The organism is Mesorhizobium sp. B3-1-6 (genome assembly GCF_006439555.1).
Lineage (GTDB): Bacteria > Pseudomonadota > Alphaproteobacteria > Rhizobiales > Rhizobiaceae > Mesorhizobium.
In genome coordinates, this window is record NZ_VFTM01000007.1 from 12,118 (window position 1) to 24,884 (window position 12,767).

General features: G+C 59.2%; 13 protein-coding genes. 12 read left to right on the top strand and 1 reads right to left on the bottom strand.

What is annotated here, in order from left to right; translation table 11 throughout:
- Nucleotides 1–40 precede the first annotated feature (40 nt).
- Together FJ414_RS08385 and FJ414_RS08390 are read left to right on the top strand one after the other, a co-directional pair.
- Nucleotides 41–1,669, top strand: coding sequence for a fatty-acid--CoA ligase (locus tag FJ414_RS08385; protein WP_140643352.1), 1,629 nt, complete (start codon nt 41–43; stop codon nt 1,667–1,669).
- 82 nt (nt 1,670–1,751) lie between these two features.
- On the top strand, nt 1,752–2,537 hold the full coding sequence (locus FJ414_RS08390) for a DUF1499 domain-containing protein (protein ID WP_140643354.1): 786 nt from the start codon (nt 1,752–1,754) through the stop codon (nt 2,535–2,537).
- Nucleotides 2,538–2,640: 103 nt separating this feature from the next.
- Here the strand turns inward: FJ414_RS08390 and FJ414_RS08395 are convergent, their stop codons facing one another.
- Nucleotides 2,641–3,549: an MBL fold metallo-hydrolase gene (locus FJ414_RS08395; RefSeq protein ID WP_140643356.1), complete on the bottom strand. Its 909-nt coding sequence runs from the start codon at nt 3,547–3,549 to the stop codon at nt 2,641–2,643.
- Between the two features lie 220 nt (nt 3,550–3,769).
- Between FJ414_RS08395 and FJ414_RS08400 the strand changes: the two genes are divergently transcribed.
- The 10 genes from FJ414_RS08400 to FJ414_RS08445 all read left to right on the top strand — a co-directional run bounded on the left by FJ414_RS08400 (nt 3,770) and on the right by FJ414_RS08445 (nt 12,725).
- Entirely contained in the window at nt 3,770–4,360 is a 591-nt protein-coding gene (locus FJ414_RS08400) for a biotin transporter BioY (protein ID WP_140643358.1), read from the top strand.
- A gap of 221 nt (nt 4,361–4,581) precedes the next feature.
- Nucleotides 4,582–5,472, top strand: coding sequence for a glucose-1-phosphate thymidylyltransferase RfbA (gene rfbA, locus FJ414_RS08405; RefSeq protein WP_140643360.1), 891 nt, complete (start codon nt 4,582–4,584; stop codon nt 5,470–5,472).
- Nucleotides 5,465–6,019 (top strand): dTDP-4-dehydrorhamnose 3,5-epimerase, encoded by a 555-nt coding sequence (gene rfbC / locus FJ414_RS08410; RefSeq protein WP_140643362.1) that lies wholly within the window; start codon nt 5,465–5,467, stop codon nt 6,017–6,019. Before rfbA ends, rfbC begins: the two co-directional genes overlap by 8 nt.
- 14 nt (nt 6,020–6,033) lie before the next feature.
- Complete coding sequence (gene rfbB / locus FJ414_RS08415) at nt 6,034–7,203, top strand: dTDP-glucose 4,6-dehydratase (RefSeq protein WP_246672337.1); 1,170 nt, start codon at nt 6,034–6,036, stop codon at nt 7,201–7,203.
- The gene (gene rfbD / locus FJ414_RS08420; RefSeq protein WP_140643364.1) at nt 7,200–8,117 is read left to right on the top strand and encodes a dTDP-4-dehydrorhamnose reductase; all 918 of its coding nucleotides are present in this window, start codon (nt 7,200–7,202) and stop codon (nt 8,115–8,117) included. The genes rfbB and rfbD overlap by 4 nt, the downstream gene beginning before the upstream one ends.
- A gap of 17 nt (nt 8,118–8,134) precedes the next feature.
- Nucleotides 8,135–9,262, top strand: a complete 1,128-nt coding sequence (locus tag FJ414_RS08425; RefSeq protein ID WP_140643366.1) for a DegT/DnrJ/EryC1/StrS family aminotransferase — start codon at nt 8,135–8,137, stop codon at nt 9,260–9,262.
- On the top strand, nt 9,259–9,756 hold the full coding sequence (locus FJ414_RS08430) for a GNAT family N-acetyltransferase (protein ID WP_246672338.1): 498 nt from the start codon (nt 9,259–9,261) through the stop codon (nt 9,754–9,756). Before FJ414_RS08425 ends, FJ414_RS08430 begins: the two co-directional genes overlap by 4 nt.
- Before the next feature lie 63 nt (nt 9,757–9,819).
- Nucleotides 9,820–10,980, top strand: a complete 1,161-nt coding sequence (locus FJ414_RS08435) for a glycosyltransferase family 4 protein (RefSeq protein WP_140643368.1) — start codon at nt 9,820–9,822, stop codon at nt 10,978–10,980.
- Between the two features lie 171 nt (nt 10,981–11,151).
- Nucleotides 11,152–11,988: an ABC transporter permease gene (locus FJ414_RS08440; protein ID WP_246672339.1), complete on the top strand. Its 837-nt coding sequence runs from the start codon at nt 11,152–11,154 to the stop codon at nt 11,986–11,988.
- The gene (locus FJ414_RS08445; protein ID WP_246672340.1) at nt 11,952–12,725 is read left to right on the top strand and encodes an ABC transporter ATP-binding protein; all 774 of its coding nucleotides are present in this window, start codon (nt 11,952–11,954) and stop codon (nt 12,723–12,725) included. Before FJ414_RS08440 ends, FJ414_RS08445 begins: the two co-directional genes overlap by 37 nt.
- Nucleotides 12,726–12,767: the final 42 nt, after the last annotated feature.

Genomic DNA, 12,767 nt, shown 5'->3' on the forward strand with positions numbered 1-12,767 from the left:
CGTGAAACAAACGACGCGAATGCGCAAAGGGGAGGAACAGATGCTTGGATTGATGCAGGAATGGCCGCTGCTTTGCCACAAGCTGCTCGACCATGCCGAACGCCAGCACGGCGGCAGGGAGGTCGTGTCGCGTTCGATCGAAGGCCCAATCGTGCGCACCACCTTCGCCGAAATCCATCACCGGGCGCTCAAGGTGGCGCAGCGGCTGGAGCGTGACGGCTTCAGGCTCGGCGACCGCATCGCAACCCTTGCCTGGAACACGGCCCGCCATATCGAGGCCTGGTACGGCATTATGGGCATCGGCGCGATCTATCACACGCTCAACCCGAGGCTTTTTCCCGAGCAGATCGCCTGGATCATGAACGATGCGGAGGACAAGGCGATCTTCGTCGATTTGACCTTCGTGCCGCTTCTGGAAAAGATCGCCGGCGCAATCCGGTCGCTGAGAAAGGTGATCGTGCTGACCGACCGGGCGCATATGCCGCAAACGTCGCTGGCGAATGCCGTCGCCTATGAGGAATGGCTGGCCGAGGCCGATGGCGCCTTCGCCTGGAAGGCGTTCGACGAGAACACCGCCGCCGGCATGTGCTACACCTCGGGTACGACGGGCGACCCGAAGGGTGTGCTCTACAGCCACCGCTCCAATGTCCTGCACGCCATGATGGCCGCCATGCCCGACGCCATGGGCATATCCACCCGGGATGTGATCCTGCCTGTCGTGCCGATGTTCCACGCCAATGCCTGGGGTCTCGGCCAGAGCGGACCGATGATCGGCGCCAAGCTGGTGATGCCCGGCTGCAGGATGGACGGAGCCTCGATCTATGATCTGCTCGACACCGAGAAGGTGACGTTCAGCGCGGCCGTACCGACCGTCTGGATGATGCTGCTGCAATATCTTGAGGAGACCGGCAAGAAGCTGCCTCACCTGAAGAAGGTCGTCATCGGCGGCGCGTCCTGTCCGCGCGCCATCACCGCCAAGTTCCAGGACAACTACGATGTGCAGGTGGTGCATGCCTGGGGCATGACCGAGATGTCGCCGCTGGGCACGCTCTGCACCCTGAAGCCGCAATATGAGACGCTGACTGGCGAGGCGCGGCTCGATGTCCAGGGCAAGCAGGGTTTTTCGCCCTTCGGCGTCGAAATGAAAGTGACCGACGACGACGACAACGCGCTGCCCTGGGACGGCAAGACCTTCGGGCATCTCAAGGTGCGCGGCCCCGCGGTGGCCCGCGCCTATTATGGCGGCGCCGGCACCGAGCAGTTCGATGCCGATGGCTGGTTCGACACCGGCGATGTCGCCCATATCGACGCCAGCGGCTACATGCAGATCACCGATCGCGCCAAGGACGTCATCAAGTCCGGCGGCGAATGGATATCGACCATCGATCTCGAGAATCTCGCCGTTGGCCATCCCGACGTGGCGGAGGCGGCGGCTATCGGCATCCCGCATTCGAAATGGGGTGAGCGGCCCTTGCTGGTCGTCGTGAGCAAGCCCGGCAGGCAGCCGAGCAAGGGCGACATCCTCACCTTCATGAGCGGTAAGGTGGCGAAGTGGTGGATGCCCGACGACGTGGCTTTCGTCGGCGAAATTCCGCACACCGCCACCGGCAAGATCCAGAAGACCAGTTTACGCGACCAGTTCAAGGATTACCGCCTGCCGACGGATTGACCAAAAATGTCTGATCTTTCGGCTTCAAGCCGGCGTCAAAAACCGCTAACTCTCGGCGCGGGTTGGGACGACACGGCACAGAATGGCATCTATTCCTGAACGGCAGACGTCGAGGGCGGCCGGCTGGTCGCGGCGGGTCGGGGCATTTTCCCTCGTCCTTTTGCTCACCGTCATTGCAGCCTACAGGCTGGGTCTCGTCGACACACCGCCTTTCCTGTGGGTGCTGGCGGTCGTGGCGCTGCTGGCGGCGCTTGCCCTTTTGCTGGCTGGTCTCGGTCTGTCCAGGGTCTGGAGTTTCGGCGATCGCGGTGGCCGCGATCTCAGCATCGGCGCGCTGCTGGCGCTTCTGGTGCTGGCGCCATACGGCGTCGCCGTCTACTGGGCGACGATCTATCCGCCGCTGCGCGACATCTCGACCGATCTCGACGATCCGCCGGTGCTGGACACCAGCGAACGCACCGCCGACATGAACGAGCTGTCGCCGCCCACCCCGGGCGAACAGAGCCTGCAGGCCGACGCCTATCCGCTAGTTAGCGGGCGCAGCTACAACCTGCCTTTCGAAACCGTCGTCGACGCTGTTGAAACCGTGCTCGACCGCCGCGACTGGCAGCTGACGGCACCTTATCCCGACATCAACGGCCAGAGCGAGGCGACCATCAATGCGCTGGCCAAGGGCTTCGTGCTCGGACTGCCGGCCGACGTCGCCATCCGCGTCACCGACGACGGCGAGCAGGTGGTCGTCGACATGCGCTCGGCCTCGCGCTACGGCCGCTACGACCTCGGCGACAATGCCGCCCGCATCACGGATTTCCTCGGCGAGCTCGACCAGGAGGTCGCCGGGCAGGTCGGCGCGGCGCCGGCCGAATAGAGCAATTCCCGGAAAAGTGTGAGGCGGTTTTCCGTCCGGAATTGCGCCAAGAAGGAAGAAGGAGCGCTTCGCCGTTTCCGTGAGACGGTGACGCGCTCCGGACCTACGCAGCGGGCGCGAAAACGCCGTCTATGGCCGGATCGCCTTCCGTGACGACCAGACCGCGCGCGACCAGATCCTCGAGATGGGCAAGCACCGAAAGCCCCGCGGCGCCGTGCAGCCGCGGGTCCGTGTCGCGATAGATCGCAGCGACCATTTCCGCGATCGTCCGGTCTCCGGCGCGGATGCGTTCCAGGATCGCCCTTTCGCGCATCTTGCGATGCGTCTTGAGGCCGCGCATGAACCTTCGCGGCGCGGTCACTGGCCCGCCATGGCCTGGCAAAAGCAAGCGATCGTCGCGCGCCAGCAGCCTGTCGAGGGAGCTCATATAGTCCGCCATGGCGCCGTCCGGCGGCGCGACGATCGAGGTCGACCACGCCATGACATGGTCGGCTGAAAACAGGGTTCCGGCTCCCTCGAGGGCAAACACGGTGTGGTTGGCGGTGTGGCCGGGCGTCAGCACGGTGCGGATTGTCCAGCCGTCGCCCTGGGTCAGCGCATTGTCGGCCAGCACGACATCGGGAACGAAGCCAAGGTCGGCGCTGGCGTCGAGCGGATTGACCTCGCCGATGCGTAAAGGCCGTGCCGGTCGATGCGGGCCTTCGGCAAGCGTTGGCGCTCCGGTCAGCTCTTTCAATCGCGACGCGAGTGGCGAATGGTCGCGATGGGTGTGGCTGACGAAGATGTGGCTGACCGGGCGGCCAGCGATCGCGGTAAGCAACGTCTCGAGATGGGCGTCGTCTTCCGGCCCTGGGTCGATCACCGCCAGCGTCTCGCGGCCGACGAGATAGCTGTTGGTGCCGTGGAAGGTGAAAGGGCTCGGATTTCTGGCGGTGATGCGCAGCACATCCGGCGCAACCGCAACCGCCCGGCCATAGGCGGGATCGAAGCTGGTGTCGAATTCAAGGGCCATGCCGGCGGGCTCCGTTGCAATGCGGCAAAGTGATTGCCGCCCGATACGGAAGCCAATATAGGAAAATTAGTGCATGTCGCCCAAAAGTGCGCAGCGGTTTTGGGAGAACGACATGCAGCGACACAAAGTTTGAAGCGCGTTGCCTGAAATCCGTTTCTGCGCGGCGCGCTTCAAGCCAGCAAATCAGCCACCCAATAGATTAGCCAGAACGGGGAAGACCATGGCAACTGCAACCACGATGCGTCCGCTTGTTTCTCTCACCCTGCCGGATCGGGGCGCTGCCCGGCTCGCGACCCAGCTCTTCCTGGCGCTCGCCGGGACGCTGCTGCTGACGCTTTCGGCCAAGACCAAAGTGGTGCTCGGCCCGGTCGACATTTCGCTGCAGACGCTCGCCGTGCTGTTGATCGCCTCGGCGTTCGGCCTGCGGCTGGCCGTCGCCACGCTCCTTCTCTACCTCGCCGAAGGCGCTTTTGGCTTGCCGGTCTTCCAGGGTACGCCGGAAAAGGGCATCGGCATCGCCTATATGCTGGGTTCGACGGGCGGCTATCTTGCCGGCTTCGTGGTCATGGCAGCGATCGCCGGCTGGGCCGCGGATCGCGGCTGGGACCGCAATCCGTTCAAGCTGTTCGGCGCCATGCTGACGGCGGAGGTCGTCATGATGGCCATCGGCTTTGCCTGGCTGGCGATCCTCATCGGGCCGGAAAAGTCCTGGCAGTTCGGCGTTCTGCCCTTCATCGTCGGCGACCTGATCAAGGTGGCTCTGGCCGCCAGCCTGGTGCCGGCCGTGTGGACATTGCTCAAGCGCGGCTGAGAACAATCGACGAGAAAAAGGCCGGCGGGCGACAAGCGCCCGCCGGCCCTTTTTCATGGCGCTGTCGGATTTCGCTCGAAACCGCCTTATGCCAGATGATAGAAAGCGATGAAGTAACGTTGGGAAGCAGTCGAAGCCGACATTGACAAGCCAGCGCCCGAAAACTAAGCACGGGCAACTTGGCGTCGAGGCGGGGGCCGCGGTAGTTCAAGGAGAGCTTGTTGAAAGGAATTATCCTTGCGGGCGGCAGCGGAACACGTCTCTATCCGCTTACATTAGCGATTTCTAAGCAGATACTGCCGATCTACGACAAGCCGATGATCTATTACCCGCTGAGCGTGCTGATGCTCGCGGGAATTCGCCAGATTCTCATCATCTCAACTCCGCGCGACTTGCCGGTCTTTCAGGCATTGCTGGGCGACGGTTCCGAATTCGGGCTGGAATTGTCCTATGCCGAGCAGCCGCAGCCCAACGGTCTCGCCGAAGCCTTCATCATTGGCCGCGAGTTCATTGGCAAGGACAGCGTGTCGATGATCCTTGGCGACAACATCTATTTTGGCGGCGGCCTGTCGCAACTCTGCCGCGAGGCGGCGACCCGCGAGGGCGGCGCCTCGGTCTTTGCCTACTATGTCGACGATCCTGAGCGTTATGGCGTGGTTTCCTTCGACAAGGCCTCCGGCAAGGCTCTGACGATCGAGGAGAAGCCGCAAAAGCCGAAGTCCAACTGGGCGGTGACCGGTCTTTATTTCTACGACAACAACGTGGTCGACATTGCGTCGACGATCCGCCCTTCGGCGCGCGGCGAGCTCGAGATCACGGCGGTCAACAACGTCTATCTCGAGCGTGGCGAACTGCATGTCCACCGTCTCGGCCGCGGCTATGCCTGGCTCGACACCGGCACGCATGACAGCCTGCTCGAGGCATCGTCTTTCGTGCGCACGATCGAGCATCGCCAAGGCATCAAGATTGCGTGCCCCGAGGAGATTGCGCTGGAGCAGCACTGGATCAGCGCCGACAAGGTTCTGGATCGCGCCTTTCGGCTCGGCAAGAACGAATATGCTGCCTATTTGCGCCGGCGGGTGGCCGATCTGATGGAGGAACGCGGTGCTTGAGGTCAGGCCGCTCGGCCTCGATGGCATGCTGGAGATCGTGCCCAAGCGGCATGGCGACGCGCGCGGCTTTTTCAGCGAGACCTGGAATGCCGAACGCTTCGCCGAGGCCGGCATCGATCTCGCCTTCGTGCAGGACAACCATTCCTATTCCGCCGCGGCCGGTGTGCTGCGGGGCCTGCATTACCAGTTGCCGCCGCGCGCGCAAGCCAAGCTGCTGCGCGTCATCCGGGGCAGCGTGCTCGATGTCGCGGTCGACATCCGCCGTTCTTCGCCCACTTTCGGCAAATGGGAAGCGCTGGAGATATCGGCCGACAAGGGCAACCAGGTTCTGGTGCCGAAAGGCTTCGCGCATGGTTTCGTCACGCTCGTGCCGGATACCGAGGTGCTCTACAAGGTGACCGACACCTACTCGCCCGGGCACGACCGCTCGATCCGCTTCGACGACCCGGCGATCGGCATAAAATGGCCGGCGATCGCGGGCGGCTTCCAGCTTTCGGACAAGGACCGCAACGCGCCCTTGCTCGGCCTGGCGGAGGTGTTCGCGTGAGGAGGGATGGCGGCATGAATTTTCTGGTCACCGGAGGCGCCGGCTTCATCGGCTCGGCCGTGTGCCGGCATCTGTGCGCCAATCCGGCCTATCGCGTCACCAATCTCGACAAGCTGACCTATGCCGGCAACCTCGCATCGCTGAGGCCGATCGAGAACGCGCACAACTACCGCTTCGAGCAGGCTGATATCTGCGACGAGCGCGCGGTGCTGGAGATCTTGCGCCGCGACGACATCGACATCGTCATGAACCTCGCCGCCGAGAGCCATGTCGACCGCTCTATCGACGGCCCCGGCGCCTTCATCGAGACCAACATCGTCGGCACCTACCGCATCCTGAATGCCGCGCTGGAATACTGGCGCGGACTGTCCGAGACTCGCCAAGGCGGCTTCCGCTTCCATCATGTCTCGACCGACGAGGTCTTTGGCGACCTGCCTTTCGACGGCGGCATGTTCGTGGAGGAGACGCCTTACGCGCCGTCCTCGCCCTATTCGGCCTCGAAGGCGGCATCCGACCATCTGGTGCGGGCCTGGCACGAGACCTATGGCCTGCCGGTGGTGCTTTCCAACTGCTCGAACAATTATGGCCCCTATCATTTCCCGGAAAAGCTGATCCCGCTGGTCATCCTCAACGCGCTCGACGAGAAGCCGCTGCCCGTCTACGGCGCCGGCGCCAATGTGCGCGACTGGCTGTTCGTCGAGGACCACGCGCGGGCCCTTGAACTGGTGGCCACCAGGGGGCAGCCGGGCGAGAGCTACAATGTCGGCGGCAATTCCGAGCGCACCAATCTCGGCGTCGTCGAGGCGATCTGCGATCTTCTCGACCTGAGGCGGCCGCGCGCCGGCGGCAAGCGCTATCGCGATCTCATCGCCTTCGTCACCGACCGCCCCGGCCATGACCGCCGCTATGCGATCGACGCCTCCAAGATCGCGCGCGACCTCGGCTGGGCGCCGCGGGAGGACTTCGACAGTGGCCTGGCCAGGACCGTCGACTGGTATCTCGACAACAAATGGTGGTGGGGGCCGATCCGCGAGCAGCGCTACGATGGCGCGCGGCTAGGCCGAGCTACGGCGCAAAAGCGCCCGATCGAGAACGCCCCGGTCGAGAACGCCCAGATCGAAAATGCAAGGGTCGAAAGCAGCCCGGCCGGGAACGCGGCCGAGAGCAGGAAGGTGACCACGTGAGGCTTGCCGTCACCGGACGTGAAGGCCAGGTAGCCGCAAGCCTGGTCGAGGCGGCGCGGGGCCGCGACGATGTCGAGGTCGTCGCCGTCGGCCGGCCGGTGCTCGATCTGGCGCGGCCAGACACGGTGTTCGCAGCCCTCGAAGCGGCAAGGCCCGACATTGTCGTTTCGGCCGCCGCCTACACCGCCGTGGACCAGGCCGAGGACGAGAAGGATCTGGCCTTCGCCGTGAACGCCACCGGCGCCGGCAAGGTGGCCGAAGCCGCGGCAAAGCTCGGCGTTCCCGTCATCCATCTGTCGACCGACTATGTCTTCGACGGCACCAAGGACGGCGCCTATGTCGAGACCGATCCGACCGCGCCGCTCGGCGTCTACGGCGCCTCCAAGCTCGCCGGCGAAGAGGCGGTGGCGGCCGCCAATCCGCGCCACCTCATCCTGCGCACCGCCTGGGCCTACAGCCCCTTCGGCAGGAACTTCGTCAAGACCATGCTGAGGCTCGCCGCCGAGCGCGACGAGATCGCGGTCGTCGCCGATCAATGGGGCAACCCGACATCGGCGCTCGACATCGCCGACGCGATCCTGCATGCGGCGGCGAAACTGGCGAACGACAAGAATTTTGCCGCCTTTGGCGTCTATCACCTGGTAGGAAGTGGCGACACCAACTGGAGTGGCTTTGCCCGTTATATCCTGGATACAAGCCGAGAGCTTGGTGGTCCTTATGCGCGGATACGCGATATCGCTACGGTGGACTATCCGGCCAAAGCCCGGCGTCCTGCCAACTCACGACTCTCAACGGTGAAGTTCGCCTCGGCGTTTGAATGGACCGCGCCGCAATGGCGCCGGTCTACCGTAGAAATCGTGTCCTATCTTGTGCTCGGAGAGGCAAGACGGGCAAACATACAACTGGACCAGTAGGCGACGCTGGAGGAACTATGACTGTTCAGCTATTTGTACCAAGTTTTCGCATTGAAGAGTGTCTGTCGGAAATCCGCGAGTGCCTCGAAAAAGGCTGGACGGGACTAGGCTTCAAGACAGCGGAGTTTGAGACGGCGTGGAAGGATTATACCGGAATTCCACACGCTCACTTTCTTAATTCTAATACCGTCGGACTTCATCTGGCCTTCCAGATTTTCAAGTCGAAGTATGGATGGACCAACGAGGACGAAGTCATAACGACGCCATTGACATTCGTTTCGACAAACCATGCCATTCTTTACGCTGGCCTCAAGCCGGTGTTCGCGGATGTTGACGAATATCTTTGTCTCGATCCTGAAAGCGTCGCCAAGCTCATCACCGACAGAACAAAAGCTCTCATTTTCGTCGGCATGGGCGGGAATGTCGGCAGGTATCAGAAGATCCTGGAAATATGCCGTGCGAGCGGCATCAAAGTTGTGCTCGATGCGGCTCACATGGCGGGAACGCGCGTTGACGGCAAGCACATCGGCGGTGAAGCTGACGTATCAGTGTTCAGCTTTCAGGCTGTCAAAAATCTCCCCACAGCCGATTCCGGAATGATTTGCTTCAAGGATGCCGAAGACGACGAGCGGGTCCGCAAGCTCACTTGGTTGGGCATCAATAAGGACACCTATGCCCGCACTGCTGCCCAGGGGGCTTACAAATGGATGTATGACGTCGAGGAGGTCGGCTATAAATTCCATGGCAACTCGATTATGGCAGCGATGGCCATTGTCCAGTTGAAGTATCTGGATATCGACAATTCCTTCCGGCGCCAGCTGGCCGTCTGGTATCGGCAGCATTTTGATGGGCACAACAGAGTAAGCGTCGTGCCAACCGCCAAGGGATGTGAATCTGCGCAGCATCTCTTGCAGATACGCGTGAAGAATCGCGACATGCTGATGCTGGCGTTGAACGAGCACGGCGTTTATCCCGGCGTCCATTATCGCGACAACACCGATTACCAGATGTACGCGTTCGCCGCAGGCACATGCCCGAATGCGGCAGCCGCAAGCCGGGAAATCATCTCCCTGCCTCTGCACCTTCGGATGCGCAAGCCGGATGTGGATCTGGTTTCCGAATTGGTCCTCAAATACGTACAATGAAGCGGCACGTCGCTCCCTTCGGAGACGGAACCGTCCTCTTGAGGCTTATGGAGGAAAGAGACCTCGAGACCATTCTCGCTTGGCGCAATCGCGACGAGGCGAGGGTCTGGTTCAAAAACTCCGGCAAGATTGCCTTCGATGCGCACCTTGCCTGGTACAAAAGCTACCTCCAAAAGGAAGACGATTTTTTCTTCCTAGTGGAAGCGAACGGGGTGCCGGTCGGCCAATGCGGTGTTTACGACATCGATAATGGAGGCGCCGAAATAGGGCGGTTTCTTGTCGCGCCGGAAATGGCGGGGAAAGGCTACATTGGGCGATCGTGCGCTGAGATCATCCGTTTCAGCATGGGGTTTCTGAATCTCTCCTATCTCTTTCTGGAAGTCATGGAGGAAAATGCCAAGGCTATTCGTGTCTACACACGCCAGGGATTCGCTGAAGAGAGCCGCCAGGACGGCTTAATTCGCATGGCCCTAGGCCGAGATAGAGCCCCATGATCCTAAGGCGCACCGTCAAGCGGATGCGGTGGTCGCCACATCGAACAGCTATGCGAGCCCGACATGGCTAGCATTCTAATGGTTATAGAAGCAAAGATTGCTACCACATATTTGCTAGAGCAAATCATGGGAGCCTGTCGATTACATGGCGTTGATTACGAAGTGAAGTTCCTCAATGAGCTTGAGATCGGCGACATTACTCCAAATACCATCCCGATGTTTGTGCGGTGCGGTGACCCGCTGGTTCTTTCGTGGGCACAGTTGCTTGTCGACGCAAACAGGTCGTACATATACTATATTGATGACAACTTCTGGCGGATCAGAGGGGAAAGTCCGCTTGCCGTATACTATCGGCACCCCCTTGTGAGAAAGTCACTGCAATTCGCAGTCTCCCATGCCGAAACGGTGATCGTCAATTCTCCTGAACTAGCAACATTCGTTTCCAGATTTAATACCCGCGTCGCAATCCTGCCGGCTTTTTTCGATTTTTCGCTTATTGAGGGCGTGGCCCAATCTGCTAGCGAGGAAATCCGGATCGGATTTGCGGGAAGTCCCTCACGTGTCGACGATCTGGATCTGATCGCGCCACTTATAGAGCCGGTTCTGGAGAGATTCCCAAAAGCGCTTTTCGAGTTTGCCGGTGTTCTTCCGAGGGGGATCGCAGCGGGGGCGAGAGTGCGGTTCTTCCCGCATACCGGCGACTACGCCACCTACATCAGGTTCCAAGCTTCGAGGAATTGGGCAATTGGCTTGGCGCCACTGCTCGACCACGAGGCGAATCGCGGCAAGACCGACAACAAGTATCGTGAATATGGCGCGTGCCACATAGCTGGTGTCTACTCAAATATTCCTCCTTACAGAAACGTCGTGAGAAACAATGAAACTGGAATATTGATAGAAAACACAACAGAGTCATGGTTAAAAGCTATATCAGTTTTAATTGAATCGCCTGAAATGCGAAAAAAAATCGAGAATATGGCGTTTAAATACATAAAAAATCAGTACGATTTGCCTGTAGTTTCCTGTGAATGGGCAAGTTTATTCGAGAGATTGGATAGTACGCGACCGAAAGATATAAAGCCGCTTGCGAGTGGAGGGCTTGGGTGGAGAAAGATTTTAAGAAAGTTAGAAAGATACGCGATTTATGTATTTATTTCTTATAAGGAGGGTGGAGTTTATTTGGTAGTTAGGAGAGCTGCAAAAAAATTAATGGTAATCGCTTGATGTTTTATTTCCTGTTACCTAATCCGACCCGGTTGCGCCATTTGCTGCGGGCGTGCGCGCGCCGAGGGCTTGTGGTCGCTCTGGGCGATGTCGTGTCAACTGATCCAGATCTGCCCGCACCCAAACCTTGGAATTGCCCGAAATGGCGTCATTGCTGGAAACGAAACGATCTTGGGCAAACCGGTGCAGTTCATGAAGCATAGCTATTCAAGCGCGGACAAGAGCAGGCTGCTCCGAGATGTTATCCGCTCGCTGCTGCTGCATCGCGTCTGGTTTTTCATCGGCATGCAGGACGTCAAGCGTCGCTACCGTCGTTCGTTCATTGGTCCATTGTGGATTCTGCTCAACCTCGGCATGTATGTTGGGGCCATTGGCTTCGTCTATGGCGTCATGTTCGGGCAAGATCTGAAGGCGTTTCTACCCTATCTGATGCTCGGTTTTGTCACTTGGGGGGTGATTTCCGCGTCCGTAGTCGATGCCGGCACGGTCTTCGTGAGCGCTGAAGGTTATATTAAGCAGTTTTCATACCCAAAGCAGATATATATCTTTCGAGCAGTCGTAAGCGCCAGTACAAATTTTGCAATGGGTCTATTGGCCGTGGCTGTAATGCAAATTTTTATAGGAACCATTCAGATTTCCGGATGGATTTTGGCTGTTCCTGGTCTGGTGTTGCTATATATTGCGCTACTTGGCCACACTGCTATCTTTGCTTATCTGGGAACCGCCTTCCGCGACCTGCCGCATGCCTTGGCCGGCGTGTTGCAAGTAGTGTTCTATCTGACCCCGATTGTCGTTCCTGCGAGTATCCTAAAGACTCATGGCCTAGAATTTGTTTATCTCCTCAACCCGATCTATCACTTGATTGAAGTCGTTCGCAATCCAATACTGACTGGAGGCTTGGCACCGCTCTCGAGCTATAGCTTTGTGTTCGGCTATATTCTGGTGGTGTATTGCGTTGCCTGGTACGTGGCGTGGCGGCTGGACAAGAAGGTGGTGTTTCTCCTTTGATGCAGAATTTCATACGATTACAGAACGTCGGTGTGCGTTTCACCGGCGATATGAACACCGACGGCTTGATAGGATGGCTAGCCAGAAAGCGGAGCGGAGGCGCAACCCCCAGCACCTATAGTGTTGAGGCTCTCAAGGACGTCACCGTCGCTATCGAACAAGGCGAAAGGGTAGGGCTTATCGGACTTAACGGGGCGGGTAAGAGTACCCTGTTGAAGGTGATGGCAGGTATCTACACGCCGACCAGCGGCATCGCAGAAACGGAGGGCCATATCTGCCCTATGTTCGAATTTGCAACCGGTTTCGAAATGCATCAAACCGGTCGAGATAATATACGCATCCGAGGGTTGCTACTCGGCATGACGCCCGATGAGGTCGAAGCCAAGCTGCCGGAAATCGAGGATTTTACCGAGCTCGGAGAATTCTTGTCATATCCCGTCCGCACGTACTCTGCGGGGATGTTCATCCGCCTAGCATTTGCTGTATCTACAAGTATAAATCCAGAAATACTTTTGATTGATGAGGTTATGGGAGCCGGAGACATTCGCTTTGCACATAAAGCTAAGAGGCGCATGTTTGAATTTATGGAGCAGGGTAAGATATTAGTTTTCTCGTCGCACAATTTCGACCTATTGAGAAGCTTTTGTTCTAGGACAATATGGCTCGAAAAAGGAAAGATCGTCATGGATGGCAGCACGGAGGACGTAATAGAAAAATACGAATCGGTGCAGTCATAATTTTTTTGCGCGATGGATATAATCTATACCTGACAGACGAGG

What these genes read in the sequence shown, in the direction of transcription:
- FJ414_RS08385 (WP_140643352.1), top strand. Translation starts at nt 41, where the DNA reads ATGCTTGGATTGATGCAGGAATGGCCGCTGCTTTGCCACAAGCTGCTC.
- FJ414_RS08395 (WP_140643356.1), bottom strand. Translation starts at nt 3,549, where the DNA reads ATGGCCCTTGAATTCGACACCAGCTTCGATCCCGCCTATGGCCGGGCG.
- FJ414_RS08400 (WP_140643358.1), top strand. Translation starts at nt 3,770, where the DNA reads ATGGCAACTGCAACCACGATGCGTCCGCTTGTTTCTCTCACCCTGCCG.
- FJ414_RS08435 (WP_140643368.1), top strand. Translation starts at nt 9,820, where the DNA reads ATGGCTAGCATTCTAATGGTTATAGAAGCAAAGATTGCTACCACATAT.
- FJ414_RS08390 (WP_140643354.1), top strand. Translation starts at nt 1,752, where the DNA reads ATGGCATCTATTCCTGAACGGCAGACGTCGAGGGCGGCCGGCTGGTCG.
- FJ414_RS08425 (WP_140643366.1), top strand. Translation starts at nt 8,135, where the DNA reads ATGACTGTTCAGCTATTTGTACCAAGTTTTCGCATTGAAGAGTGTCTG.
- rfbB (WP_246672337.1), top strand. Translation starts at nt 6,034, where the DNA reads ATGAATTTTCTGGTCACCGGAGGCGCCGGCTTCATCGGCTCGGCCGTG.
- FJ414_RS08430 (WP_246672338.1), top strand. Translation starts at nt 9,259, where the DNA reads ATGAAGCGGCACGTCGCTCCCTTCGGAGACGGAACCGTCCTCTTGAGG.